Consider the following 24,148-nt stretch of genomic DNA (forward strand, 5'->3'; position numbering starts at 1 on the left):
TCACTGTGAGACAAATGGGCGCCGCCGCGCTCCGCCGCTCCGCCCGCACCCGCCTCGCGCAGGACCCGCGCCCCGCGCCACGCCCTCAGGTCTCTCCGTAAGCCGATCCCCGCAGCCCCGGCTCCGGCCCGCAGCACCGCCCCCGACCCCCGCCGCACCCTCGTAGCCCGCCAATGCCACCACAAAAGGAAACGGCGACGACCTCTCGGTCGCCGCCGTCTCGCTACACGATCCGGCTCGGCGCCTCAGATCAGCCCGTGCGCCACCATCGCCTTGGCCACCTTGATGAAGCCGGCGATGTTCGCGCCCACCACGTAGTTGCCCGGGGCGCCGAACTCCTCGGCGGTCTCGTAGCAGTTCTGGTGGATGTTCTTCATGATGTTCGCGAGCCGCTTCTCGGTGTACTCGAAGGTCCAGCTGTCGCGGGTCGCGTTCTGCTGCATCTCGAGCGCGCTCGTGGCGACGCCGCCGGCGTTGGCGGCCTTGCCCGGCCCGTAGGAGATCTTCGCGTCGAGGAACACCTTGATGCCCTCGGGCGTGGTGGGCATGTTCGCGCCCTCGCCGACCGCGATGCAGCCGTTCTTCACCAGCGTCTTGGCGTCGTGGCCGTTGATCTCGTTCTGGGTGGCGGACGGCATCGCCACCTGGCACGGGATCTCCCAGATGTTGCCGCCCGAGACGTAGCGGGCGTGGCCGCGGTACTCGACGTAGTCCTTGATGCGCCGCCGCTCGACCTCCTTCAGCTGCTTCACGAGGTCGAGGTCGATGCCCTTCTCGTCGATGATGTAGCCGTTCGAGTCGGAGCAGGCGACCACGCGGCCGCCGAGCTGGGTGATCTTCTCGATGGTGTAGATGGCCACGTTGCCGGAGCCGGACACCACGCAGCGCTTGCCCTCGAAGGAGTCCTTGCGGACCTTCAGCATCTCCTCGACGAAGAACGTCGCGCCGTAGCCGGTCGCCTCGGTGCGCACCAGCGAGCCGCCGTAGTCGAGCCCCTTGCCGGTGAGCACGCCCGCCTCGTACCGCGAGGTGAGGCGCTTGAACTGACCGTACATGTAGCCGATCTCGCGGCCGCCCACGCCGATGTCGCCGGCGGGCACGTCGGTGGTGTCGCCGATGTACCGCCACAGCTCGGTCATGAAGCTCTGGCAGAACCGCATGATCTCGTTGTCCGACTTGCCCTTCGGGTCGAAGTCGGAGCCGCCCTTGCCGCCGCCGATGGGCAGGCCGGTGAGGGCGTTTTGAAGATCTGCTCGAACCCGAGGAACTTGATGATCCCCAGGTAGACGGACGGGTGGAACCGCAGGCCGCCCTTGTACGGGCCGAGCGAGCTGTTGTACTGGACGCGGAACCCGCGGTTGACGTGGACCTCGCCGCGGTCGTCCTGCCACGGCACGCGGAAGATGATCTGCCGCTCCGGCTCGCAGATGCGCTCGATGATCTTGCGCTCGCGGAACTCGGGGTACTTCGCGAGCACGGGCCCGAGCGTCTCGAGCACCTCCCGCACCGCCTGGTGGAACTCGGCCTCGCCGGGGTTGCGGCGAAGCACGTCCTGGTACATCGACTCCAGCCTCTCATCCATCTTGTTGGACATGCTCTCCCTTTCGTTGCGGGCGCGATCCCGCGTTCGAAGATCGGGCAGTCTGCACGGTCCGCAGGCACCTGAGAAGGGGCCGGCGCCGGAAATCGACTGATCCGATCGAGGGAGCGCCGGGCGCCGCCGCGTCAGAAATGCACGGCGTGTGCGCGCGCCGCGTTCGACCGGAACAGCTCCAGCCAGCCCGGGCCGCTGATCCGCTCCGCCAGCGCGATGGCGAGGTGCTTCGGCTGCACGCCCATGGGCGCGTTGCGGCCGAGGCCCTGGACGCACGACGGGCAGTTGGTGAGCACGGTCGCGCCGCCGGGCCGCGTCTCGAGCGCCTCGGCGAACGCGGCGCGCTTGCGGTGCAGCATGGCGTCGGTGATGTCCGGCCGCGACAGCGTGAGCGTGCCGGCCTCGGAGCAGCAGTGCGGCACGGCCTCCACCTTGCCGAACCCGCCGAGCTTCACCAGCACCTCCTGCGCCTTGCCGTCCAGCGAGTCGTGGCAGGGCGCGTGGTACAGGAAGTCGCCGGAGCCCTCCAGCTTCAGGCCGCGCTCCAGCGCGTACCGGGTGACGTCCACGAGGCGCCCGCCGAAGAGCTGGCCCGCCTCCATCTCCGCCAGCCCCTCGCGGCAGGTGCCGCAGGTCACGACGCACCCGTCGAACTGCAGGTGCGCGAACATGTCGCGGATCTGGCTGAACAGGATGGTGTCCCGCAGCATGATCTGCGAGTGCGTGTCCGCCTTCCCGTTCACCTGCTGCGGGAACCCGCAGCACATGAACGGCGGCGGCAGGATCACCCGCGTGCGCAGCTGGGTGAGCACGTGGAGGGCGGCCATCGAGATGTGCGACTGGAGCCGCTCCGAGCCGCAGCCCGGGAAGTAGAAGACGGTCCGCTCCGCCTCGGCGCCGCCGCCCGGCTCGAACACCAGCACCTGGTCCTGCTCGCAGGCGGGGATGACGTCGCGGAGCGTCTCCGGAGGCGCCGGCGGCATGGGCGCGCGCAGCAGCTGGAGCGGGTAGAGCCGCGGCGCTGCGTCCTTCGGCTGGAACGGCGCGGTCACCTCGCAGCCGGCCCGCTGCAGCGCGCCGCCGATCTGCACCACGGTGGAGCGGAACAGCCGGTTGTAGGTGGGCGAGCGGCTGTCGAGGTAGCCGAGCGTGGCGCGGGTCGCCGCGGTCGAGTGCTTGTAGCCCCAGCTCGCCAGGATCTCGCGCTCCAGGATCGACACCTTGCCCGAGTCGATGTCCACCGGGCAGGGCTTCAGGCACTTGTGGCAGATGGTGCAGTGGTCGGCGACCTCCTCCAGCCACCGCAGCAGCTCGAAGCGCGTGGAGCGCTTGCGCTGGGCGTCGTAGAGCAGCGCCTCGATGAGCGAGCCGATCGCCAGGTTCTTGTTGCGAGGGTGGAAGAACATGCCGCGCGCCGGGTGGTACACGCAGCAGTCCGGCTTGCACTTGCCGCAGCGGACGCAGTGCGCGATGGCGCGGGCCAGCTCCTCCAGCTGGCCGTGCTGGAGGATGCGCGCCTCCAGCTCGAGGAGGTTGAACGACGGCGTGAAGACGCGGTCGAGCACGTCCACGTCCTCGAGCTTGCCCGGGTTCATCAGCCCGCCGGGATCCACGTCGCGGCGGTGCGCCGACAGCTCCTCGATGCGCTCCGGCTCCAGGTACTTGAGCTTGGTGATGCCGATGCCGTGCTCGCCGGAGACCACGCCCCCGAGCGACACCACCTTCTCCATCACCACGTCGAGCACGTGCTCGGTCCGCCGCAGCATGGGCCGGTCGTTGGACAGCACCGGGATGTTCACGTGGACGTTGCCGTCGCCGGCGTGCATGTGCGTGGCGAGGACCACCAGCCGGTCGCGCACCTCCTGGTGCGCCCGGTCCACCGCGCGGGTCAGCTCGGGCCAGCCGCGCATCAGCTTGGCGAGGTCGCGGCGGAAGTCCTCCAGCAGCGCCAGCGCGCGCAGGTCCTTCGGGCCGGCGCGCGAGATGGCGTCGCGGGCGCGGGCGCAGCGCTCGAGCGCGGCCGGGATCTTGCCGGCCAGCCACTCCGGGTCCTCGCGCGGCGGCTCGGTGGTCCGCAGCAGCTCCTCGGCCCGGTCCACCAGCCGGCCCTGCGCGTACCGCTCCTCCTCCACGTTCATGTCCTCGACGAACCGCGCGAACCCGGCCAGCTGGTCGAGCGGGAGGACGATGTCCTCGTTCATCTTGAACGCGTTGGTGCGCCGGGCGATGGCGCCCAGCTTCTTGCGGTCGGCCCAGAACCGCTTGCCCTCGGCCGCGTCGCGCGCCTCGAACAGCTCGGTGTTGGGGTGCTCGTCGAGGATGGCGCGGATGCTGCCCACGCCGCGCGCCGCCTCCTCGGCGGAGTGGCCCACCACGTCGATGAGCAGCACCGCCCGCGGCGTGTCGGCCCGGGCGGCCTTCACCTTGTAGTCGATGGCGCGGACGTACTCGTCGTCGAAGTGCTCCAGCGCGGTGAGCGTCTCCTTGCCGTCGTTCGGGAACGGGAACGCGCGGGCCAGCTGGAGGATCACCCGCGAGGCCTCGTCGAAGTCCGGCCCGAAGAACTCCAGGCACAGCGTCCGCTTCACCTCGAACTCGGGGTAGAGGATGAACTCCGCCGAGGTGATGACGCCGTCGGTGCCCTCCTTCTGCAGCCCCGGCACGCCGCCCAGCGCCTTGTTGGTGATGTCCTTCCAGAGCCCCTTCTTGCGGACGTCGGCGCCGCGCAGCGCGACCGTCTTCACCACCGCGCCGTCCTGGTCGGACACCTGGAACGTGACGGTGTCCTCCGGGAGGATCTTGCGCAGCTGGTGATCGGTGCGCCGGACCGTCCAGAGCCGGCCGGACGGCATCGCCATCCGCCACGAGATCAGGTTGTCGATGCAGGTGCCCCACTGCACGCAGTCCTTGCCGCCGGCGTTCTCGGCGATGTTGCCGCCGATGGTGCAGGCCCAGGCGCTGGTGGGGTCGGTCGCGAACACCAGGCCGCGCGCGGCGGCGTGCTCCATGGCCGTCTCGGTGACCACGCCGGCCTCGAGGTCCACCACCTGCGCGGCCGCGGTCCGGCCGTCCGCCAGCGTGAAGGCGCGCTGCGAGACGCCGCGGATCCGGTTCAGCTTCTCGGTGTTCACCACCACGCAGCCGGGCCGCAGCGGCACCGCGCCGCCGGTGAGCCCGGTGCCGCCGCCGCGCGGGATGGCCTTCAGGCCCAGCCGCGCGATGCCCGCCAGCACCGGCGCGACCTGGCGCTCGTCGTCGGGCATCACCACCGCGACCGGCAGGTGCAGGCGCCAGTCGGTGGCGTCGGTGGCGTGCGACACGAGCGTGAACGGGTCGAAGAGCACCGCGTCCTTGCCCACCACCGGGCCCAGCTCGCGCAGCATCCGGCGGCGCAGCTCCGGGGTCCCGTCCACCTCCTGGCGGAAGGCCACGAGGAGCTGCCGGCTCTCGGACAGGACCTCCAGCACGCGGGCCTCGCCGTTCGCGTTCTTCTCGACCAGGCCGAGGTCGGTCTCGATGTTCGCGAAGAAGCGCCGGCGCCGGGCGCGGGACTCGACCAGCTCCTGGAACAGGAAGGGGTTGCGCCGGTGGATGAGGATCTCGCCGAAGAACCGCATCAGCAGGCGCGCGCTGCGGCCGGTGACGCGGAGCCCGCGGAGCTCCTCCAGCTTCTGCCAGACGTGCGGACCGAGCAGGTGGGAGATGGCCTGGCGGTCGTCGGCCGAGGTGTAGTTGAACGGGATCTCGCGGGGTGAGGTGCTGGCCGTCATCGTCGAGGTGCCTTCGGGAGGGGCTCCACGCCCCCATGTGGAGCGGAACTGGCGAAGATAGCAGCTTTCGTGCCGCGCGTCTTTGGCGGAGCCCCTGCTTTTTCGCGGGGTTGGCTCCACCTCGCGCGCCGCGGAGCCGGCAAGCTTTTCGCGCGCGCGCATGCCTGGGGACAGGAGGGCGCGGTCGCCGGGACGAGGGACTACCCCGAATGCGTCGTCCGGGGGACTGTGCCGGCCGGGGGAGTCGAGGGGGAAGCCTGATGAGCACGCGCTGGAGCCCGGCGCTGGAGCTCGGTCACGACGTGATCGATCGGCAGCATCAGGAGCTGTTCCGCCGGTACGAGTCGCTGGTCCAGGCCCTGGCGCGCGGGGATCGCGCCGAGGTCGGCCCGCTGTTCGAGTTCCTGGGCAGCTACGTGGTCGAGCACTTCGCGGACGAGGAGCGGCTCATGTCGGAGACCGCGTTCCCCGGCCTCACCGTGCACAAGGCCTCCCACGACCGCTTCGTGCGCGAGTACCACGCGCTGCGCGACCTGTTCGAGCGGGCCGGGCCGAGCGCCGGCATCGCGGTGCGGGCGGAGACCTGGATCGCCGACTGGCTGGCCACGCACATCGGCGCGACCGACGCCCACCTGGCGCGGCACCTGCGGGGAACCCGGTGAGCGGGGCTGCGGCGCCGCGCCCGTGGCGGCCGGGACCGCGACCGGGGATACTGGGCCCGCCATGGTGATCGAGTGGACGCCGTCGCTCTCGGTGGGGGTGGCCGAGATCGACGCCCAGCACCAGGAGCTCTTCCGCCGCGCCGCGCGCCTCATCGTGGCGCTGCGCGCGGGCGATCGCTCCGAGGTCCAGCCGCTGCTCGAGTTCCTCGCCGACTACGTGATCGAGCACTTCGAGGCCGAGGAGCGGGAGATGCGCGCGGCCGGGTTCCCGGAGTACGCCGCGCACAAGGCCGCGCACGACGCCTTCCGGCGCGACTTCGAGGAGCTGGCGGGCGAGGTCCAGCGCAGCGGCGCCAGCCCGCTCGCCGCGCTGACGCTGCACAACTGGATCTCCGACTGGCTCCGGCGGCACATCGCCGGCGTGGACCAGGAGCTCGGGCGCTACCTGCTGGCGCGCGGCTAGCGGAGCGCTCGCGCCGCCGCCGGCCCCGGCGCGGCGCCCTTCACTTGCGGTGTCGTGGACCGCTCCGGTCGCCGACCGGGGAATCGGTCGCCCGCCCTCCGACGCCCCTCGACACGGTGCGGCAGGCTGTGCTCCACTTCCCAGCCCGACGCCGAACCGCTGGACCGAGCCGAGCCCGTGACGCCCGACTTGATCCTCGACGCCCCGTTCCTCGCCCGCCCCAGAGCGGACGGCGATCGCCATCGACTCTCCACCTCGCCAACGACGCGCGCCTCGCGTGCGCGCGCCGCTACGTCGTCCCGGAGCCCGACATGACGATCCCGTTCAAGCGCGTGATGGCCGCGAACCGCGGCGAGATCGCGATCCGGATCTTCCGAGCCTGCACCGAGCTCGGCATCCAGACCATCGCGATCTACTCGGAGGAGGACCGCCTCTCGCTGCACCGCTACAAGGCCGACGAGGCGTACCTCGTCGGCAAGGGCAAGCCGCCCATCGACGCGTACCTCGGCATCGAGGAGATCGTGGAGCTGGCGAGGCGGCTGGAGGTGGACGCGATCCACCCCGGCTACGGCTTCCTCTCGGAGAACCCGGAGTTCTCCGAGGCCTGCGAGCGGGCCGGGATCGCGTTCGTCGGCCCGACCTCCGAGATGCAGCGCAGGCTGGGCGACAAGGTGGCCGGCCGCAAGGCCGCGCAGGCCGCCGGCGTGCCGGTGGTGCCCGGCACCCCCGAGCCCATCCTCCACGACGAGGAGGCGCTCATCTTCGCGAAGCAGCACGGGTACCCCATCATCATCAAGGCGAGCGCCGGCGGCGGCGGCCGCGGCATGCGCGTGGCCCGCAACCAGAAGGAGCTGCTGGAGGGGCTGGTCTCGGCGCGCAGCGAGGCGCGCGCCGCGTTCGGCAACCCGGCGGTGTTCCTCGAGCGCTACATCGAGCGCCCCAAGCACATCGAGGTCCAGGTGCTGGGCGACCACCACGGCAACCTCGTCCACCTGTTCGAGCGCGACTGCTCGATCCAGCGCCGCCACCAGAAGGTGGTCGAGTTCGCGCCCTCGCTCGCGCTCGGCGAGGCGCAGCGCGAGGCGATCTGCGGCGACGCGCTGAAGATCGCGCGCTCGGTGAGCTACCGGAACGCCGGCACGGTGGAGTTCCTGGTGGACCAGCAGGGGCACCACTACTTCATCGAGGTCAACCCGCGCATCCAGGTCGAGCACACCGTCACCGAGTCCATCACCGGCCGGAACCTGGTGCAGGCGCAGATCCTGGTCGCGCAGGGCAAGCGCCTCTCCGACCCGGAGATCGGCATCGCGCGGCAGCAGGACGTGCAGCGGCGCGGCTTCGCCGTGCAGTGCCGCATCACCACCGAGGACCCGCAGAACGGCTTCGCCCCCGACTACGGGGTGCTGAAGGCGTACCGGTCGCCGGGCGGGTTCGGGGTGCGGCTCGACGCCGGCTCGGCGTTCGGCGGCGCGGTGATCACGCCGCACTACGACTCGCTGCTGGTGAAGATCACCACCTGGGGCCTGACGCTCGACGCCGCGGCGCACGTCATGGACCGCTCGCTGCAGGAGTTCCGCGTACGCGGCGTGAAGACCAACATCGCGTTCCTCGAGAACGTGATGCGCCACCCGGTGTTCCTGACCGGCCGCTGCGACACCTCCTTCATCGAGGCCCACCCCGAGCTGCTGGCGCGGTCGGAGCGCAAGGACCGCGGCACCAAGCTCCTGCGCTACCTCGCCGACGTCACCGTCAACGGCTCGCCCGGCGTGTCGCGCGCGACCCGGCCCGCCGAGATCCGCGAGCCGCGCGTGCCCAGGGTGGACCTGTCGCGGCCGCGGCCCAAGGGCACCCGGGACATCCTGCTGGAGCGCGGGCCCGAGGGGCTGGCGCGCTGGGTGCTCGCCGAGAAGCGGCTGCTGTTCACCGACACCACGCTGCGCGACGCGCACCAGTCGCTGCTCGCCACCCGCGTGCGCACGCACGACATGCTCCGCGTCGCGCCCGCCACCAGCGTGCTCGGCGCGGGCCTGTTCTCGCTGGAGATGTGGGGCGGCGCCACGTTCGACGTGGCCATGCGCTTCCTGCGCGAGGATCCGTGGGAGCGGCTCCACAAGCTGCGCAAGGAGATCCCGAACGTCCTGTTCCAGATGCTGCTCCGCGGCTCGAACGCGGTCGGCTACACGAACTACCCGGACAACGTGGTGGAGCGCTTCGTCGAGGAGGCGGCCCGCTCCGGCGTGGACGTGTTCCGCGTGTTCGACGCGCTGAACTGGACCCGGGGCATGCAGGTCGCCATGGAGGCGGTGCGCCGGCAGGGCAAGGTCTGCGAGGCGGCCGTCTGCTACACGGGCGACATCGACGACCCGCGGCGCGACAAGTACCCGCTCGACTACTACGTGAAGCTGGCGAAGGAGCTGGAGCGGATGGGCGCCCACTTCCTCGCGGTGAAGGACATGGCCGGGCTGCTGAAGCCGTTCGCCGCCGCGAGGCTGGTGAAGGCGCTCAAGGACGCGGTGGGCCTGCCGGTGCACCTCCACACGCACGACACCTCCGGCGTGGCCTCCGCCACGCTGCTCGAGGCGACCAGGGCCGGCGTGGACGTGGTGGACGCGGCGCTCTCGCCGCTCTCCGGCCTCACCGCGCAGCCGAACCTGAACTCGCTCGCGGCGGTGCTGGAGGGGAGCGCCTGGGATCCGAAGCTCGACCGCGACGGGCTGCAGCAGCTCGCGAACTACTGGGAGACGGTGCGGGACTGGTACGCGCCGTTCGAGTCGGGGCTGAAGAGCGGGACCGCCGAGGTCTACCGGCACGAGATCCCGGGCGGCCAGTACTCCAACTACAAGCCGCAGGTGGCCGGGCTCGGCCTCCTCGACCGGTGGGAGGAGTGCAAGGACATGTACCGGAAGGTGAACCTGCTGTTCGGGGACATCGTGAAGGTGACGCCGTCGTCGAAGGTGGTCGGCGACATGGCCATGTTCCTGGTGAAGAACGGGCTCGAGCCGGAGGACCTGTTCACCGAGAAGGCGAACGACCTCGCGTTCCCGGAGTCGGTGGTGGGGCTCGCCCGCGGCATGCTGGGCCAGCTCCACGGCGGGTTCCCGGAGCGGCTGCGCCAGGTCATCCTGCGCGGGCAGGAGCCCATCACCTGCCGGCCCGGGGAGCTGCTGGAGCCGGCCGACCTCGAGCTGGAGCGGCGCAAGGCGGCGGAGCGGGTGGGGCACCCGGTGGACGACAAGGCGCTCGTGTCCTGGCTGCTCTACCCGAACGTCTGGCCGGAGCTCTCGCGCCACCGCGAGACGTTCTCCGACACCTCGGTCGTCCCCACGCCGGTGTTCTTCTGGGGCCTCGAGCCGGGCCAGGAGACGAGCATCGAGATCGAGCCGGGCAAGACGCTCATCGTGAAGCTGGTCTCGATCGGCAAGCTCGAGAAGGACGGCACCCGCGACCTGATCTTCGAGCTGAACGGCGAGGGGCGCACCATCAACGTGCGCGATCAGTCGGCCACGCAGGCCTCCGCGGCGCGCGTGAAGGCCGAGCGCGGCAACCCGGCGCACGTGGGCGCGCCGATGCCGGGCAAGGTGCTGAAGGTGAACGTGAAGCCGGGCGACGAGGTGAAGGCCGGCGCGGTGCTGCTCGTCACCGAGGCGATGAAGATGGAGACCAACGTCAAGGCGAAGGGCGACTGCCGCATCGCCGAGGTCCGCTTCAAGGAGGGCGACAAGGTCGAGAAGGAGGACCTGCTCGTCGTCCTCGGCTGAGGCGCGCGGCCCGCCGCGCCGTCGAACGTGAGGGGCGGCCCCCGCGCGGAGCCGCCCCTCACCCCCGTCCGTGCACTACGGCCGGTACACCCCGCCGTCGAGCGTCTTCGCCTCGCCGTCGATGGTCACCCCGCCGGCCGCGCCGGCCGGCGTGCCCGCGCCCCCGCGCGCGGTGAGCGGCGCCGTCACCGCGGTCGCCGTGGCCGAGGAGGCCAGGTCGATCGACCCGCCGATGCCGCCCGCCATCGCGGCCGACGCGCCACCGTCCACGTTCACCGCGCCGCAGGCCACCTGCGTGCCCCACAGCTGGACGTGGCCGCCCACGCCGCCCTCGCCGGCGCCGCCGGCGCCCCCGGCGGCGCGGAGCGCGGCCTCGATCTGGATGCCGTCCGCTGGCACCGCCGCCGCCGCCGGCGCCAGCGTCGGCGCGCTCGCGCCGTCCACGCCGATCCAGCCGGCGTTCCCACCGCCGTCGGCGCCGTCGCCGCCGCCCGTGTCCACCGCGCCGGTCCCCACCTCGACCCGCACGTCGCCGCCGGCGAAGCCCTCCTGCCGCACCACCACCGCGCCGGCGTCGCCGCCCACCGTGCCGTCGCCTCCGCCCGCGTCGAGCTGGGCGAGCACCACCGCGCGCACCGCGTCGGTCGAGCCGGTGGCGTACACGTCCACCGCGCCGCCGGTGCCGCCGGGCCCGTTCTGCGCGCGCCCGCCGCGCGCCCGCAGCACGCCGCTCGCGAGCGCCCGCCCGTCGGAGGCCTCGAGGGACACCACCGCGGCGCCGCCGCCGGGGCCGTCCACGGTCGCGGCGCCGCCCGACGCGTCCAGCTCGCCTGCGCTGAAGGTGTCGCCCACGCCGCAGCCGGACAGGTACACGTACCCGCCGTCGCCGCCGCCGCTGGTGCCGTTCCCGCCGCGCGCGAGGATGCGGCCGGTGTTGTGGGCGTCGCAGGTGCCTCCCTCGCCCCAGATGCCCCACAGCGAGGCGGCGATCGCGTAGCCGCCGGCTCCGTCGGCGCCCTCGCCGCCGGACCCGTCGATGGTCCCGGTGTTCACCAGCGGTCCGTTCGAGGAGCCGAGGTCCAGCTCGCCGGCGTGGCCGCCGGAGGCGGTGCCGCGGCCGCCGCGCGCGAGGATGGCGCCGGCGTTCACGATGGCGCCGCTGATGCGCACGATCACGCCGCCCGACGCGAGGCCGTCGCCGGCCGAGTCGGGGGGCGTGCCGTCGATCCGGCCGCTCGGGGAGACGTGCAGCGCCGCGGCGCGGAGGGAGATCGCCGCGGTGGACCGGTCGGCCTCGAGGACGGGGGTCCGGAGGGTGCCGTCCACCCGGATCGCGCCGCTCACCGCGACGTACGCCTCGAAGGACTCGCCGGGATCCAGCGTGAGCGTCGCCCCGGCCTTCACCCAGAGGCCGGTCGCCGGGTTCGCGCCGTCGTCGCCCAGGATCTCGCCCGCGACGGGCACGAGCGCGGTGTCGGCGGCGATGGTCCGCGGGTTCGCGCCCAGGTCGGGCGCGGGCACCGTCGGGATGGCGAGCCCGGGCGGCGCGACGCCGGGGCGGACCGCGGCGCCGCTGCCGGGGGTGACGGACACGATGAACGCGCCGCCGGCGCCGCCGCCGGCGGTGCGGCCGGTGCCCCCGCGCGCGCCCACGGCGGGCAGGGCGGCGGAAGGGGCGTCGCCACCGGCGCCGGAGCAGGCGGCCAGCGCGACCGCGCTGGCGAGGGAGGCGAAGGTCCTGAGGTGCAGACGGGTCACGGTGGTCCTCTCGGGCCCGCCCGCGAGGTGCGGGCACGGGGCCGCGCAGGAATGCCCGCGGGCGCGGTCCGGGTCGAGCGGGCGCGCGGGGGCCTGACCGGGGGGCCAGTGCGCCGGCACGGTCGCGCGAGACGCGGGCACGGGATGCCCGCGCGGGTCGCGGAGCGGGACCGACCCGGGGGCTGGCTGGCGCGGCCCCCGCGCCCCGTTATCTCCGGTCCGTCACCTCTCGTGCACCCGGAGCGCCATGCTCGAGCACACCACTGCAGCGGCGGAGGCGGGGGGCGGCCGCGCGGCCGCTTCCCCGCTCGTCAACGATTTTTCCATCCAGGTCGCCACCGCGAACGGCTCGGGCTCGCAGAGCTCCAACACCGTCCTGCTCCGGGCGCTCTTCCAGATGGGCATCCCGGTCTCGGGCAAGAACCTGTTCCCCTCCAACATCGCCGGGCTCCCGACCTGGTACACGGTCCGCGCCTCGAAGGACGGCTGGGTCGCGCGCAAGAAGGAGATCGATTTGCTCGTGGCGATGAACCCGGACACGGCGCGCGAGGACGTGCGCGCGCTGGCGCCGGGCGCGGCGGTGGTCTACGACGCGCCGCTCGGTCTCGCCTCGCTGCGCGACGACCTCGTGTTCTACCCGGTCCCGTTCGACGAGGTGGTCGCGCCGGTCGCGAGCGAGGCCCGGCTCCGCAAGCTCCTCCGGAACATGGCGTACGTGGGCGTCCTGGCGCGGCTGCTCGGGATCGAGGCGGCCGAGGTCGAGCGCGCCATCGGGCGCGTGTTCGGGCAGAAGGCGAAGGCGCGCGAGCTGAACGTGGCCGCGGCGCGCGCCGGCTTCGAGCACGCCGGCGCGCTGGAGAAGCGCGACCGCCTCTCGGTCCGGCGCATGGACGCGACCGCGGGGAAGATCATCGTGGACGGGAACTCCGCGGCGGCGCTCGGGGCGCTGTTCGCCGGGGTCACCGTGGTGGCCTGGTACCCGATCACCCCGTCGTCCTCGCTGGTCGAGACGCTCATCGGCCACCTCCGCGAGCACCGCGTGGACGCGGACGGCCGGGCCACCTACGCGGTGGTCCAGGCCGAGGACGAGCTCGCCGCGGTGGGCATGGCCATCGGCGCCGGGTGGGCGGGCGCGCGCGCCATGACCGCGAGCGCCGGCCCGGGCCTCTCGCTCATGGCCGAGTTCGTGGGGCTCGCCTACTACGCCGAGATCCCCGTCGTGATCTTCGACGTGCAGCGGGTCGGGCCGTCCACCGGCCTGCCCACCCGCACGTCGCAGGGCGACGTGCTCTCCACGGCGTTCCTCTCGCACGGCGACACGCAGCACGTGCTGCTGTTCCCGGGCTCGGTCGAGGAGTGCTTCTCCATGGGCGTGGCGGCGTTCGACGTCGCCGAGCGGCTGCAGACCCCGGTGTTCGTGATGACCGACCTCGACCTGGGGATGAACAACTGGATGGCCGACCCGTTCCCGTACCCCGATCGCCCGCTCGACCGCGGCAAGGTGCTCTCGAAGGAGGACCTCGACCGGCTGGGCGGCTTCGCCCGCTACCGCGACGTGGACGGCGACGGGATCGGCTGGCGCACGCTGCCCGGCACCGATCACCCGCGCGCCGCGTACTTCACGCGCGGCACCGGCCACGACGACGCGTCGGCGTACAGCGAGAGCCCGGCCGTCTTCGAGGAGAACATGGCGCGGCTGGCGCGGAAGCTCGACGGCGCGCGGGCGCTCCTGCCCGCCCCGGAGCGGCACGGCGGCGGGACGGCGCCGGTGGGCATCCTCGCCTACGGGTCCTCGCACCCGGCCATCCTGGAGGCGCGCGCGCAGCTCGCCGCCGAGGCGGGCCTCGACACCGACTACCTGCGCGTCCGCGCCTACCCGTTCTCGCGCGAGGTGGAGGCGTTCGTGCGCGCGCACGAGCGGGTCTACGTGGTGGAGCAGAACCGCGACGGGCAGCTCGCCGCGCTGCTGAAGCTGGATCTCCCCACCGAGCTGGTGCCGCGGCTGCGCGGCATCGCCCACGTGCACGGGCTCCCGCTCGACGCGCGCTCGGTGACCGACGAGCTGCTGGCGAAGGAGGCGAGGTGACCATGGCCGCTCCCGTTCCCCCCGGCGGCGCCGCCGCGCGGCAGAACCGCCTCGGCCTCGCGCTCGCGGACTACAAGGGCGGCAAGACCACCCTGTGCGCCGGCTGCGGCCACAACTCCATCTCCGAGCGGCTGCTCGAGGCCATGTTCGACCTGGGCGTCCCGCCGGAGCGGGTGGCCAAGTTCTCCGGCATCGGCTGCTCGTCCAAGACCCCCGCCTACTTCATGAGCCGCTCGCACGCGTTCAACGCCGTGCACGGGCGCATGCCGGCGGTCGCGACCGGCGCGCTGCTCGCGAACCGGACGCTGGTCGGGGTGGGGGTGTCCGGCGACGGCGACACCGCCTCCATCGGCATCGGCCAGTTCGCGCACCTCATGCGGCGCAACCTGCCCATCCTCTACGTCATCGAGGACAACGGCGTGTACGGCCTCACCAAGGGCCAGTTCTCCGCCACCGCCGACGTCGGCTCGCGCCTGAAGAGCGGCGTCGCGAACGAGCTGCCGCCCATCGACACCTGCGCGCTCGCCATCCAGCTCGGGGCCACCTTCGTCGGCCGCTCCTTCTCCGGCGACAAGCGGCAGCTCTCGGCCATGCTCAAGGCGGCCATCTCGCACCGCGGCACCGCCATGCTCGACGTGCTCTCGCCCTGCGTCACCTTCAACGACCACGAGGGCTCGACGCGCTCGTTCGCCTACGTGAAGGAGCACGACGCGCCGCTGCAGGAGCTGTCGTACGTGCCGGCGCACGAGGACGTGGCGGTGGACTACGATCCCGGCACCACGGTGGACGTCGAGCTGCACGACGGCGCGCACCTGCGGCTCCGGAAGCTGGAGGAGGGGTTCGACCCGCGCGACCGCACCCGCGCGGTGGCGCGGCTGATGGAGGCGTCCGCGCGCGGCGAGGTGCTGACCGGCGTGTTCTTCGTGGACGCGAAGGCGGCCACGTTGACCGACCAGCTCCGGACGGTGGACGCGCCGCTGGCGACGCTGCCGGAGGCGCGGGTGCGGCCGCCGCCGGCGGTGCTCGAGGAGATCATGGCGTCGCTGCGCTGATCAGCGCGCCAGCAGCCGCGGCCAGACGCGCCAGCGGCAGGCGCCCTGCGCGTCCTGCTGCGCCACCGTCCCATCCCAGCCCTGCTCCACCGCGCCGGTGGTGCAGGCGCCGGCGCCGGGCCGGCGCAGCCAGATCCGCCCGCAGAGGCGCCCCGAGGGCGCGCGCAGCTCGACCGCCTGGGCGCAGTCGGCCGCGGCCTCGCCGGGCGGCGGGAGCAGCGCGTAGCCGGCGTCGCCGCGCGTGAGGCGCAGCGTCCAGGCCGCGCGCCCGGCCAGCCAGCCGGGGAGCGGCGCGCTCGCGGTGGCGAGGCGCGGGTAGACGCGCCGGAAGGCGCCGTCCGCGCGCAGCGCGAGCGCGCCGTCGAGGAGCGGCACCAGCTCGAGGTCGTGCCGGGGCGCGTCCGAGCCCGTCAGCGCCGCGGCGCCCTCCACCAGCTCGGCGGCGGCGAGCGCGCCGCCGTCGGGACCCAGCCAGGCGACGTCCACGGACGCCGACCGCTGCCACAGCGCGAGCGCCTCGCCGCCGCGGGAGACGCCGCCCACCAGGAACGTCACGTCCGGCTCGCTGCGCGCGCCGAGGCGGGCCGGGGCGTCCCAGCGCGGCGCGCCGGCGGCGTCGAAGCGCTGTGCGTGGAGCGCGCTCCAGTGGTTGCCGGCGACGGCGGTGTCGGCGACCAGCGCGAGCGCGCCGCCGGAGGGGTCGCCGGCGAGGCCGGCGCCGCGCAGCACGGCCTCGGCCGGATCGGCCGACACGGTCTCGGCGCGCAGCGGGGCGCCGTCGCCCGAGAGGGCGATCACCCGCACCGCCGGGCCGCCGGGCGCGGCGTCGTCCTGCACCAGGCCGAGCCAGCCCGAGGGCTGCGCCAGGAGCGGCCAGGCCGGGAACGTGCGGCCGGGCGCGCCGGCCGCGTCGAACACCTGCCAGCTGGCGCCGCCGGCGGCGTCGCGCGCGGAGGCCGCCACCTGCCCTGCGCCGTCGGACAGCGCGGGGCCGCAGGTGGCGCCCGCCGGCAGGTCGCGCGAGATGGCCACCGGCTCGGGCGCGTCCTGCGGCACGAGCCCGGCGCACTCGCCGGCCGCGTCGAGCCGCTCGATGGTGAGGGCGGCCGACGGCGCGGCGGACGGCGGCACGGGGGCCGGGTCCGGCGCCGCGGGGGGCTGGGCCGCGGCCGGCGTCGGGGCGGGGCCGCCCCCTCCGCAGGCGAGCGAGAGGGCGAGCACGGCGGGGAGGGCGGTGCGCACGGGCCGAATCTCGGCACGCCGCCCCGCCCGCGCCTGCCCGCCTGCCCGCCCCGCCTGCGGCGAACCGGGCGCTGCGAACTCGGGCCGGGCGGGTTAGGACGGACGCATGCGCGCGATCCGGTTCCACGAGCACGGCGGCCCCGAGGTCCTGAAGCTGGAGGATGTGACGGTCGGTGATCCCGGGCCGGGCGAGGCCCGGCTCCGCATCGGTGCCGCGGGCGTGAACTTCGTGGACGTGTACCACCGCTCCGGCCTGTACCCGATGCAGCTCCCGTCCGGCCTGGGCGTCGAGGCGGCGGGGCGGGTGGAGGCGGTGGGCGCGGGCGTGGACCACGTCCGCCCGGGCGACCGGGTCGCGTTCGTCGGCGGCCCGGGGTGCTACGCCGAGGCGCGGGTGGTGCCGGCGGACCGGCTGGTGCGCCTGCCGGACGCGATCTCCGACCGCACCGCCGCCGGCGCCATGCTGAAGGGGCTCACCGCCCAGGTGCTCATCCGGCGCACCTATCCGGTGAAGGCCGGCGACACGGTCCTGTGGCACGCGGCCGCGGGCGGGGTGGGGCTCATCGCGATCCAGTGGCTGAAGGCGCTCGGCGCGACCGTGATCGGCACGGTGGGCAGCGACGAGAAGGCGGCGCTGGCGCGCGCGCACGGCTGCGACCACGTCATCGTGTACACGCGCGAGGACTTCGTGGCGCGGGTGCGGGAGCTCACCGGCGGCGAGGGCGTGCCGGTGGTGTACGACTCGGTCGGGAAGACCACCTTCGCCGGCTCGATCGACTGCCTGCGGCCGCTCGGCATGATGGTCACGTTCGGCAACGCCTCCGGGCCGGTGCCGCCGGTGGACCCGCTGCTGCTCTCGCGCAAGGGCTCGCTGTTCCTCACGCGGCCGAGCGTGTTCACCTACGTGGCGCGCCGCGCGGACCTGGAGCGCAGCGCCGCCGAGCTGCTCGAGGTGGTCGGGAGCGGGGCGGTGAAGGTGGAGGTCGGCCGGGCGCTGCCGCTGGCGCAGGCGGCCGAGGCGCACCGGGCGCTGGAGGCGCGCGCCACCACCGGCTCGCTCGTGCTCGAGCCGTAGCCGGCGGTGCGCGCCGCTCGCACCCGTCGTCGCTGACGCGCGGCGTCGCGCACGCACACCCTTCCCCGCGGGCCCGCGCGCGTCTAGGATTCCGCCCCCGTTTCCCCCGGAGGCAGCGCCTTGACCGCACCGTCCTACGTCAGCGGACCGTCCACCACGCCGCTCCTCGGCGAGACCATCGGCGAGAACCTGCGCCGCACGGTCGAGCGGTTCCCGGATCGCGAGGCGCTGGTCTCGGTGTACCAGGGCTACCGCGCCACGTACCGGCAGTTCTGGGAGGAGACGTCGCTGGTGGCGCGGGGGCTGCTGGTGCGCGGGGTGAAGAAGGGCGACCGCGTCGGCATCTGGGCGCCGAACCGGTACGAGTGGGTGGTCTGGCAGTACGCCACCGCGCGCATCGGCGCGATCATGGTGACCGTGAACCCCGCCTACCGCGTGCACGAGCTCGAGTACGCGCTGAAGCAGTCCGGGGTGTCGATGCTGGCCCTGTCGCGCACGTTCCGGAACGCCGACTACGTGGCGATGGTGCGCGAGGTGCGGCTGCGCTGCCCGGAGCTGCGGCAGACCCTGGTGATCGACGACGAGTGGGGCGCGCTGAAGCACGACGCGCTGCGCCTCTCCGAGCAGGAGCTGACCCGGCTCGAGCGCGACCTGCAGTTCGACGAGCCCATCAACATCCAGTACACGAGCGGCACCACCGGGTTCCCCAAGGGCGCGACGCTCTCGCACCACAACCTGCTCAACAACGGCTTCTTCATCGGGGAGTACCTCGGCTACGGCGAGACCGACCGGGTCTGCCTGCCGGTGCCGTTCTATCACTGCTTCGGCATGGTGATCGGGAACCTGGCCTCGACCAGCCACGGCTCCACCATCGTGATCCCGCTCGACAACTTCGACCCGGTCACGGTGATGCGCACCGTGCAGCAGGAGCGCTGCACCTCACTCTACGGCGTGCCGACGATGTTCATCGCGGAGCTCGACCACCCCGAGTTCCACACCTTCGACTTCTCCTCGCTGCGCACCGGGGTCATGGCCGGCTCGCCCTGCCCGATCGAGGTGATGAAGCGGGTGCAGAAGGACATGCACATGCCGGAGGTCACCATCTGCTACGGCATGACCGAGACCTCGCCGGTGTCCACGCAGTCGCGGACCGACGATCCCATCGAGAAGCGGGTGACCACCGTCGGGCAGGTCCACCCGCACGTCGAGATCAAGATCGTGGATCCCACCACCGGCCGCGTGATGCCCCGCGGGACGCCCGGCGAGCTGTGCACCCGCGGCTACTCGGTGATGCTCGGCTACTGGAACGATCCGCACGCCACCCGCGGCGCCATCGACGACGGCCGCTGGATGCACACGGGCGACCTCGCCACCATCGACGAGCACGGCTACGTGAAGATCGTCGGGCGCATCAAGGACATGGTGCTGCGCGGCGGCGAGAACATCTTCCCGCGCGAGGTGGAGGAGTTCCTCTACACGATCCCGGGCGTCTCCGACGTGCAGGTGATCGGCGTGCCCGACGTGAAGTACGGCGAGGAGCTGATGGCCTGGGTGAAGCTGCGGCCCGGGATCTCGCTCACCGGCGAGGAGATCCGCGCCTACTGCAAGGGCAAGATCGCGACCTACAAGATCCCGCGGTACTACAAGTTCGTGGACGGGTTCCCGATGACGGTCTCGGGCAAGGTCCAGAAGTACAAGATGCGCGAGACGGCCATCCAGGAGCTGGGGCTGCAGCAGGCGGCCTCCATCGAGACCGCCTGAGCGCCGGCGCGGCGGACGCGCCGCCCGCCGTCCGGGCCACGGGCGCCCGCCTCCCTCCCCGCCCTCGCGGCGCATCGCGCCCGTACGGACGCGTGCCTACCTTCTGCGTCGGACGGGCAGACGCCCGCCAGGAGGGGACCATGCGCAAACTGGCAGTGTTGATGGGCGCGCTGCTGCTCGCCGGGACGGCGGCGGCGGACGATCGCCTCGGCAGCACCAAGCAGGAGACCAAGGAGGCCGGCCAGGCGGCCGCGCGCGACACGAAGGAGTCGGCCGACCGCGCCGGGCAGTGGACGCGCGATCAGACCGGCACCGGCAGCGCGAACGACTCGACCATGCACCAGAACACGGCGCAGGCCGAGCAGCGGCGGGACGAGATGTCGAAGAAGGACTTCGACATCAAGGGGAAGATCTCCAAGGTCTCGGGCACCAGCATCACGCTGGATCGCGACGACGCGACCACCGCGACGCTGCACTGCGACCGGAACACCAAGGTGGAGCTGGACGGCAGCACCGCCCGCCTGTCGCAGCTCAAGCCCGGCCAGGACGTGAAGGCGTCCTTCAACCTCAAGGGCGACAAGCCCATGGCGATCGAGGTGAAGGCCGACTCGAACAAGTAGCGTCGCCCGGAGGCAGCACGGGCCTCGCGCGCGTGCGCGGGGCCCGTGCCGTCCCCCGGCGGGCGCCGCCCGGGCCTCAGGACTGCTGCTTCACCTCGTGCACGAGCTTGGCGAGCGAGGCCTTCGCGTCGCCGAACAGCATCGAGCTGTTCTCGGCGTAGAACAGCTCGTTCTCGATGCCGGCGAAGCCCGGGTTCATCGAGCGCTTCAGCACGATGACGTGCTTCGCCCGGTCCACGTCGAGGATGGGCATGCCGTAGATGGGCGAGGAGCGGTCGTTGCGCGCGGCGGGGTTCACCACGTCGTTCGCGCCGATCACCAGGGCCACGTCGGCGTTCTGGAACTCGTCGTTGATCTCGTCCATCTCCTTGAGCTTGTCGTAGGGGATGTCGGCCTCGGCGAGCAGCACGTTCATGTGCCCCGGCATGCGGCCCGCCACCGGGTGGATGGCGTAGAGCACGGTGCCGCCGTTCTTCTCGATGAGCTGGGCCAGCTCCCGCACCTGGTGCTGCGCCTGCGCCACCGCCATGCCGTAGCCGGGGACCACGATCACCAGCCGCGCGAAGGCGAGCTGGATGGCGGCGTCCTCGGGGGTGATGGAGCGGACGGTGAGCCCCTGCGCGGTCTTGGCGGAGGGCGGGGGCGCCGAGCCGAACGCGCCGAACAGGACGTTCGTGAACGACCGGTTCATGGCCCGGCTCATGATGATCGAGAGGATGAAGCCCGAGGCGCCGTCGAGCGCCCCGGCGATGATGAGCACGTTGTTGCCGATGGCGAAGCCGGTCGCGGAGGAGGCCAGGCCCGCGTACGAGTTGAGCAGGGAGATGACCACCGGCATGTCGGCGCCGCCGATGGGGAGCACCAGCGAGATCCCGAACGCGAGGCCGAGCGCCACCATCGCGTAGAACGCGGCCGGGTGGGCGCCCGGGTCGTAGACCAGCCAGCAGAACAGCCCCAGCGCCGCAGCGAACATGGCGATGGAGACCACGTTCTGGCCGGGGAAGGTGAGCGGGCGCGAGGGGAGCAGCTCCTGCAGCTTCCCGAACGCCATGAAGCTGCCGGTGATGGTGAGGGCGCCGAACAGCACCTCGAAGCCCAGCGCCGCCATGGTGCCCCGGCCCACCTCGGCGCCGTTGCCCAGGTGCCAGTACTCGGCGACGCCGACCAGCGTGGCGGCGACCGCGCCGAACATGTGCGAGATGGCGATGCGCTGCGGCATCGCGGTCATGGGCACGTAGACGCCGAGCGGGTAGCCGATGGCCGACCCGAGCGCCAGGCCCGCCAGGATCCACCCGTAGTGGACGACCTCGTGGTGCACCAGGGTGCCCACGATGGCGAGCAGCATGCCGAGCGCGGCGAGCTGCATGCCGCGCCGGGCCTTGTCCGGGATGGTGAGGCTGCGGAGGCCGAGGATGAACAGGATCGACGCGGCGAGGTACGCCGCCTCGATGAACAGCGTGCGCGGGCTCACTTCTTCTGGCCTCCCGCCCGGTCGGCGCGCTTGAACATCTTGAGCATGCGGTCGGTGATGATGAAGCCGCCCACCACGTTGATGGTGGCGGAGGTCACCGCCACGAAGCCGAGCACGTTCGCGAGCAGCCCGCGCTCCGCGCCTGCCATCACCAGCGAGCCCACCAGCGAGATGGCGCTGATGGCGTTGGTGGCCGACATGAGCGGGGTGTGCAGCAGCGCCGGGACGCGGGTGATGACGAAGAACCCGACGAAGCCGGCGAGGACGAAGACGTAGATCTGGATGAGCTCGAGCATGGTCAGGCCCGCACCTTCCCGCCGTGCACCACCAGCATGGCGGCGGCGATCTCCTCCTGCGCGTCGAGGTCCGCCTCGGCGCCCTTGAACAGGTGGGCGAGCAGCGTGACCACGTTGCGGCCGTACATCTGGCTGGCGTGGAACGGCACGGTGGACGGGAGGTTGACCGCGCCGATCACGGAGACGCCGCCGTCCACCACCGTCTCGCCGGCGCGCGTCAGCTCGCAGTTGCCCCCGGTCTCGGCGGCCAGGTCCACGACCACCGACCCGGGCCGCATGGAGCGGACCATGGCGGCGGTGATCAGCCGGGGCGCCGGCCTGCCCGGGATCTGCGCGGTGGTGATCACGAGGTCCATGTCCTTCACGTGGCCGGCGACGGCCGCGAGGACGCGCTCCTGCTCGGACTGGCCCAGCTCCTTCGCGTAGCCGCCCGTGCCCTCCGCGGCCACCGCGGGCACCTCCACGAACGCGGCGCCGAGCGACTGGACCTGCTCCTTCACGACCGGGCGCACGTCGAACGCGGACACCACCGCGCCGAGGCGGCGCGCGGTGGCGATCGCCTGCAGCCCCGCCACGCCGGCGCCGACCACGAACGCCTTCGCGGGCGCGAGCGTGCCGGCCGCGGTGGTCATCATGGGGAGGATCCGGGGGAGGGCGCTCGCGCCGATCAGCACGGCCTTGTAGCCGGCGAGCGTCGCCTGCGAGGAGAGCGCGTCCATGGACTGGGCCCGCGTGGTGCGCGGGACCTTCTCCATGGCCATCGCGTCCACGCCGCGCGCGGCGAGCCGCTCGAGGAGCGGCCCGGCGGCGTGCGGCGCGAGCAGGCCGACGAGCAGCGCGCCGGGCGGGAGCCGCTCCACCTGCGCCTCGGAGGGCCGCTGCACCGCCGCGACCACGCGCGCGCCGTCGAGCGTCGCGCCCGCGTCGCCCACCTGCGCGCCGGCCGCGGCGTAGGCCTCGTCGGGGAAGCCGGCGGCCTCGCCGGCGCCGCGCTCGACGCGGACCTCGTGGCCCTGCTTCACCAACCGTGTGACGTTCTCGGGGACCAGGGCGACCCGGCGTTCTCCGGGCGCCGCCTCACGTAGCACCGCGATGCGCATCGTCGTCGTTGACCTCGGTCCATCGGGGGTATCCCCCGGACGTGGGCAAAAGAAGGCCCCACGCGGGGAATACCCGCAAGGCGAGCCGGGTCGTACCGCCGGCGTCTTTGACGGTGCGTGAACACCCGCGCGCGGCCGCGCGCCCGCGCCGCGGGTGCGTCAGCGGCCGTCGATGTACGTCTGCAGCTGCTCGATGAGGAACTGCTTCTCGTCGAGCATGAGCTGGATGATGTCTCGCATCGAGACCACGCCCACCACCTGGCCGCCCTCCTCGACGAGCAGGTGGCGGGTGGCGTGGTCGCGCATCAGCCCGGCCACCTCGGCCTCGGTGGCGCTGGAGGAGACGCGCGGGAGCCCCTGGCGCATCGCCTCGCGCATGGGGTGGTTCGCGTCGGCGCCGCGCGCGAGCACGGTGGCGACGAGGTCGCGCTCGGTCACCAGGCCGACGATCCGGCCGCCGTCCCGGACGGCCACCGAGCCGATCTTGCGCTCCGACATGAGGCGCGCCGCCTCGCGGATCGGCGCGGTCGCCTCGAGGGACACCATCTCGCGGGTCACGTGCTTGTGGATCGACGCCATCGGCGCCTCCTTGTGAAAGGATGGCCTAACCGGCCGCGGCCGCCGCGCATCCCACGTCGGAGCGCGCCTGGTGGGGGCCGTCGGCCTCGGCGCGCCGCGTCAGCCCGGGGCCGCCGTGGCCTCACAGCGCGTCGGTCCCCACCACCCACATGCCCTTGTAGATGGCCTTGTAGCGCGCGCGGCACTCGGCGGGCGCGTCGGGGCGGTCCCACACGATCCCGGCGAACGCCGCCTCGACGTCCTTCCACCGAGGGTTCGAGTGGGTCGGGTCGCCCAGCTTGTAGTGCCCGAGCTCGTGCAGCAGCTCGGCCGCCTCGAAGCAGCCCCCGGAGTCCTCGGGCACGTGCAGCGACAGCGTGTGCTGGAGGTAGTCGGTGCAGCCCTCGTTGCGGGTGGCGAGGTAGCAGACGTACTCGGTGGTGTCGCGGTACTGGATGCGCCAGCCGGACAGCGAGTGAAGGTCCCAGAACGGCAGCTCCAGCTCGAGCAGGCGGTCCATCCTGGCCCTGGCCGCCTCGAGGTCCGCGGGCGGCGACTCGAACTCGACGCAGGCGCCGTGGCTCTCGAACGAGCAGTGCCAGGGGTCGCAGGCGGCGAGCGACAGGAGCGCCGCGGCCGCGGCCACCGCCGCGCCCGCCCCCCGGAGCCTCCCCGCCCGCCCGACCGCCGCGCCCGCCACCGGCCGTACGCTGCGCACGCGGCCGGGCGGCGTGGAACGCCCCTCGCAGCGCAGGACCCGCCGCCGCACGGCCCCTCGCCGGCGCGCGGCGGCGCGCAGGCGGCGGACCGGCCCGGAGGGGCGCCGCGCGCGCATGCTCCGCGCGGGGAGGGCGGTCCGGATGTACCTTACGGACTCGTGTC

Annotated in this window: 16 protein-coding genes and 1 pseudogene; 8 read left to right on the forward strand and 9 right to left on the reverse strand. The window is 73.1% G+C overall.

The features are described 5' to 3' along the window. Positions 1-245: 245 nt before the first annotated feature. Together gdhA and ACOQFB_RS05400 are read right to left on the reverse strand one after the other, a co-directional pair. Positions 246-1,594: pseudogene (gene gdhA / locus ACOQFB_RS05395) on the reverse strand (NADP-specific glutamate dehydrogenase). Between the two features lie 131 nt (positions 1,595-1,725). Then, the gene (locus ACOQFB_RS05400; RefSeq protein ID WP_059438734.1) at positions 1,726-5,364 is read right to left on the reverse strand and encodes a DUF3683 domain-containing protein; all 3,639 of its coding nucleotides are present in this window, start codon (positions 5,362-5,364) and stop codon (positions 1,726-1,728) included. A gap of 260 nt (positions 5,365-5,624) precedes the next feature. Here ACOQFB_RS05400 and ACOQFB_RS05405 point away from each other — a divergent pair, with 260 nt between their 5' ends. The 3 genes from ACOQFB_RS05405 to ACOQFB_RS05415 all read left to right on the forward strand — a co-directional run bounded on the left by ACOQFB_RS05405 (position 5,625) and on the right by ACOQFB_RS05415 (position 10,247). After that, a complete protein-coding gene (locus tag ACOQFB_RS05405; RefSeq protein ID WP_059438735.1) occupies positions 5,625-6,026 on the forward strand; it encodes a bacteriohemerythrin in 402 nt (133 codons plus the stop codon). 61 nt (positions 6,027-6,087) lie between these two features. Continuing rightward, complete coding sequence (locus ACOQFB_RS05410) at positions 6,088-6,489, forward strand: bacteriohemerythrin (RefSeq protein WP_059438736.1); 402 nt, start codon at positions 6,088-6,090, stop codon at positions 6,487-6,489. Positions 6,490-6,800: 311 nt separating this feature from the next. After that, positions 6,801-10,247, forward strand: coding sequence for a pyruvate carboxylase (locus tag ACOQFB_RS05415; RefSeq protein ID WP_421608895.1), 3,447 nt, complete (start codon positions 6,801-6,803; stop codon positions 10,245-10,247). Between the two features lie 75 nt (positions 10,248-10,322). On the opposite strand, the gene ACOQFB_RS05420 is transcribed toward ACOQFB_RS05415, so the two are convergent. Continuing rightward, the gene (locus tag ACOQFB_RS05420; RefSeq protein WP_421608896.1) at positions 10,323-12,005 is read right to left on the reverse strand and encodes a pirin family protein; all 1,683 of its coding nucleotides are present in this window, start codon (positions 12,003-12,005) and stop codon (positions 10,323-10,325) included. A gap of 247 nt (positions 12,006-12,252) precedes the next feature. On the opposite strand from ACOQFB_RS05420, the gene ACOQFB_RS05425 reads away from it, so the two are divergent. Both ACOQFB_RS05425 and ACOQFB_RS05430 read left to right on the forward strand, forming a co-directional pair. Continuing rightward, entirely contained in the window at positions 12,253-14,091 is a 1,839-nt protein-coding gene (locus ACOQFB_RS05425; RefSeq protein ID WP_421608897.1) for a 2-oxoacid:acceptor oxidoreductase subunit alpha, read from the forward strand. A gap of 2 nt (positions 14,092-14,093) precedes the next feature. After that, positions 14,094-15,143, forward strand: a complete 1,050-nt coding sequence (locus tag ACOQFB_RS05430; RefSeq protein ID WP_421608898.1) for a 2-oxoacid:ferredoxin oxidoreductase subunit beta — start codon at positions 14,094-14,096, stop codon at positions 15,141-15,143. Here ACOQFB_RS05430 and ACOQFB_RS05435 read toward each other — a convergent pair whose 3' ends face one another. Next, complete coding sequence (locus ACOQFB_RS05435) at positions 15,144-16,385, reverse strand: hypothetical protein (RefSeq protein ID WP_421608899.1); 1,242 nt, start codon at positions 16,383-16,385, stop codon at positions 15,144-15,146. It lies immediately after the preceding gene. Between the two features lie 106 nt (positions 16,386-16,491). Here ACOQFB_RS05435 and ACOQFB_RS05440 point away from each other — a divergent pair, with 106 nt between their 5' ends. The 3 genes from ACOQFB_RS05440 to ACOQFB_RS05450 all read left to right on the forward strand — a co-directional run bounded on the left by ACOQFB_RS05440 (position 16,492) and on the right by ACOQFB_RS05450 (position 19,841). Next, positions 16,492-17,460 (forward strand): quinone oxidoreductase family protein, encoded by a 969-nt coding sequence (locus ACOQFB_RS05440; protein ID WP_059437240.1) that lies wholly within the window; start codon positions 16,492-16,494, stop codon positions 17,458-17,460. A gap of 120 nt (positions 17,461-17,580) precedes the next feature. Further along, the gene (locus tag ACOQFB_RS05445; RefSeq protein ID WP_059437239.1) at positions 17,581-19,221 is read left to right on the forward strand and encodes an AMP-binding protein; all 1,641 of its coding nucleotides are present in this window, start codon (positions 17,581-17,583) and stop codon (positions 19,219-19,221) included. A gap of 140 nt (positions 19,222-19,361) precedes the next feature. Next, positions 19,362-19,841, forward strand: a complete 480-nt coding sequence (locus ACOQFB_RS05450) for a hypothetical protein (protein WP_059437238.1) — start codon at positions 19,362-19,364, stop codon at positions 19,839-19,841. Positions 19,842-19,917: 76 nt separating this feature from the next. Here the strand turns inward: ACOQFB_RS05450 and ACOQFB_RS05455 are convergent, their stop codons facing one another. From ACOQFB_RS05455 to ACOQFB_RS05475, 5 genes are all read right to left on the reverse strand, one after another. Further along, positions 19,918-21,312 (reverse strand): NAD(P)(+) transhydrogenase (Re/Si-specific) subunit beta, encoded by a 1,395-nt coding sequence (locus ACOQFB_RS05455; protein WP_421608900.1) that lies wholly within the window; start codon positions 21,310-21,312, stop codon positions 19,918-19,920. Next, on the reverse strand, positions 21,309-21,608 hold the full coding sequence (locus ACOQFB_RS05460) for an NAD(P) transhydrogenase subunit alpha part 2 (RefSeq protein WP_011422058.1): 300 nt from the start codon (positions 21,606-21,608) through the stop codon (positions 21,309-21,311). The genes ACOQFB_RS05455 and ACOQFB_RS05460 overlap by 4 nt, the downstream gene beginning before the upstream one ends. Positions 21,609-21,610: 2 nt before the next feature. Beyond that, positions 21,611-22,708 (reverse strand): Re/Si-specific NAD(P)(+) transhydrogenase subunit alpha, encoded by a 1,098-nt coding sequence (locus ACOQFB_RS05465; RefSeq protein ID WP_421608901.1) that lies wholly within the window; start codon positions 22,706-22,708, stop codon positions 21,611-21,613. 159 nt (positions 22,709-22,867) lie between these two features. Then, complete coding sequence (locus ACOQFB_RS05470; protein ID WP_059437235.1) at positions 22,868-23,287, reverse strand: CBS domain-containing protein; 420 nt, start codon at positions 23,285-23,287, stop codon at positions 22,868-22,870. Positions 23,288-23,408: 121 nt separating this feature from the next. Further along, on the reverse strand, positions 23,409-24,035 hold the full coding sequence (locus tag ACOQFB_RS05475) for a hypothetical protein (RefSeq protein WP_237757882.1): 627 nt from the start codon (positions 24,033-24,035) through the stop codon (positions 23,409-23,411). Between the last annotated feature and the right edge of the window lie 113 nt (positions 24,036-24,148).

It is taken from the genome of Anaeromyxobacter sp. Red801 (assembly GCF_049201065.2).
GTDB lineage: Bacteria > Myxococcota > Myxococcia > Myxococcales > Anaeromyxobacteraceae > Anaeromyxobacter.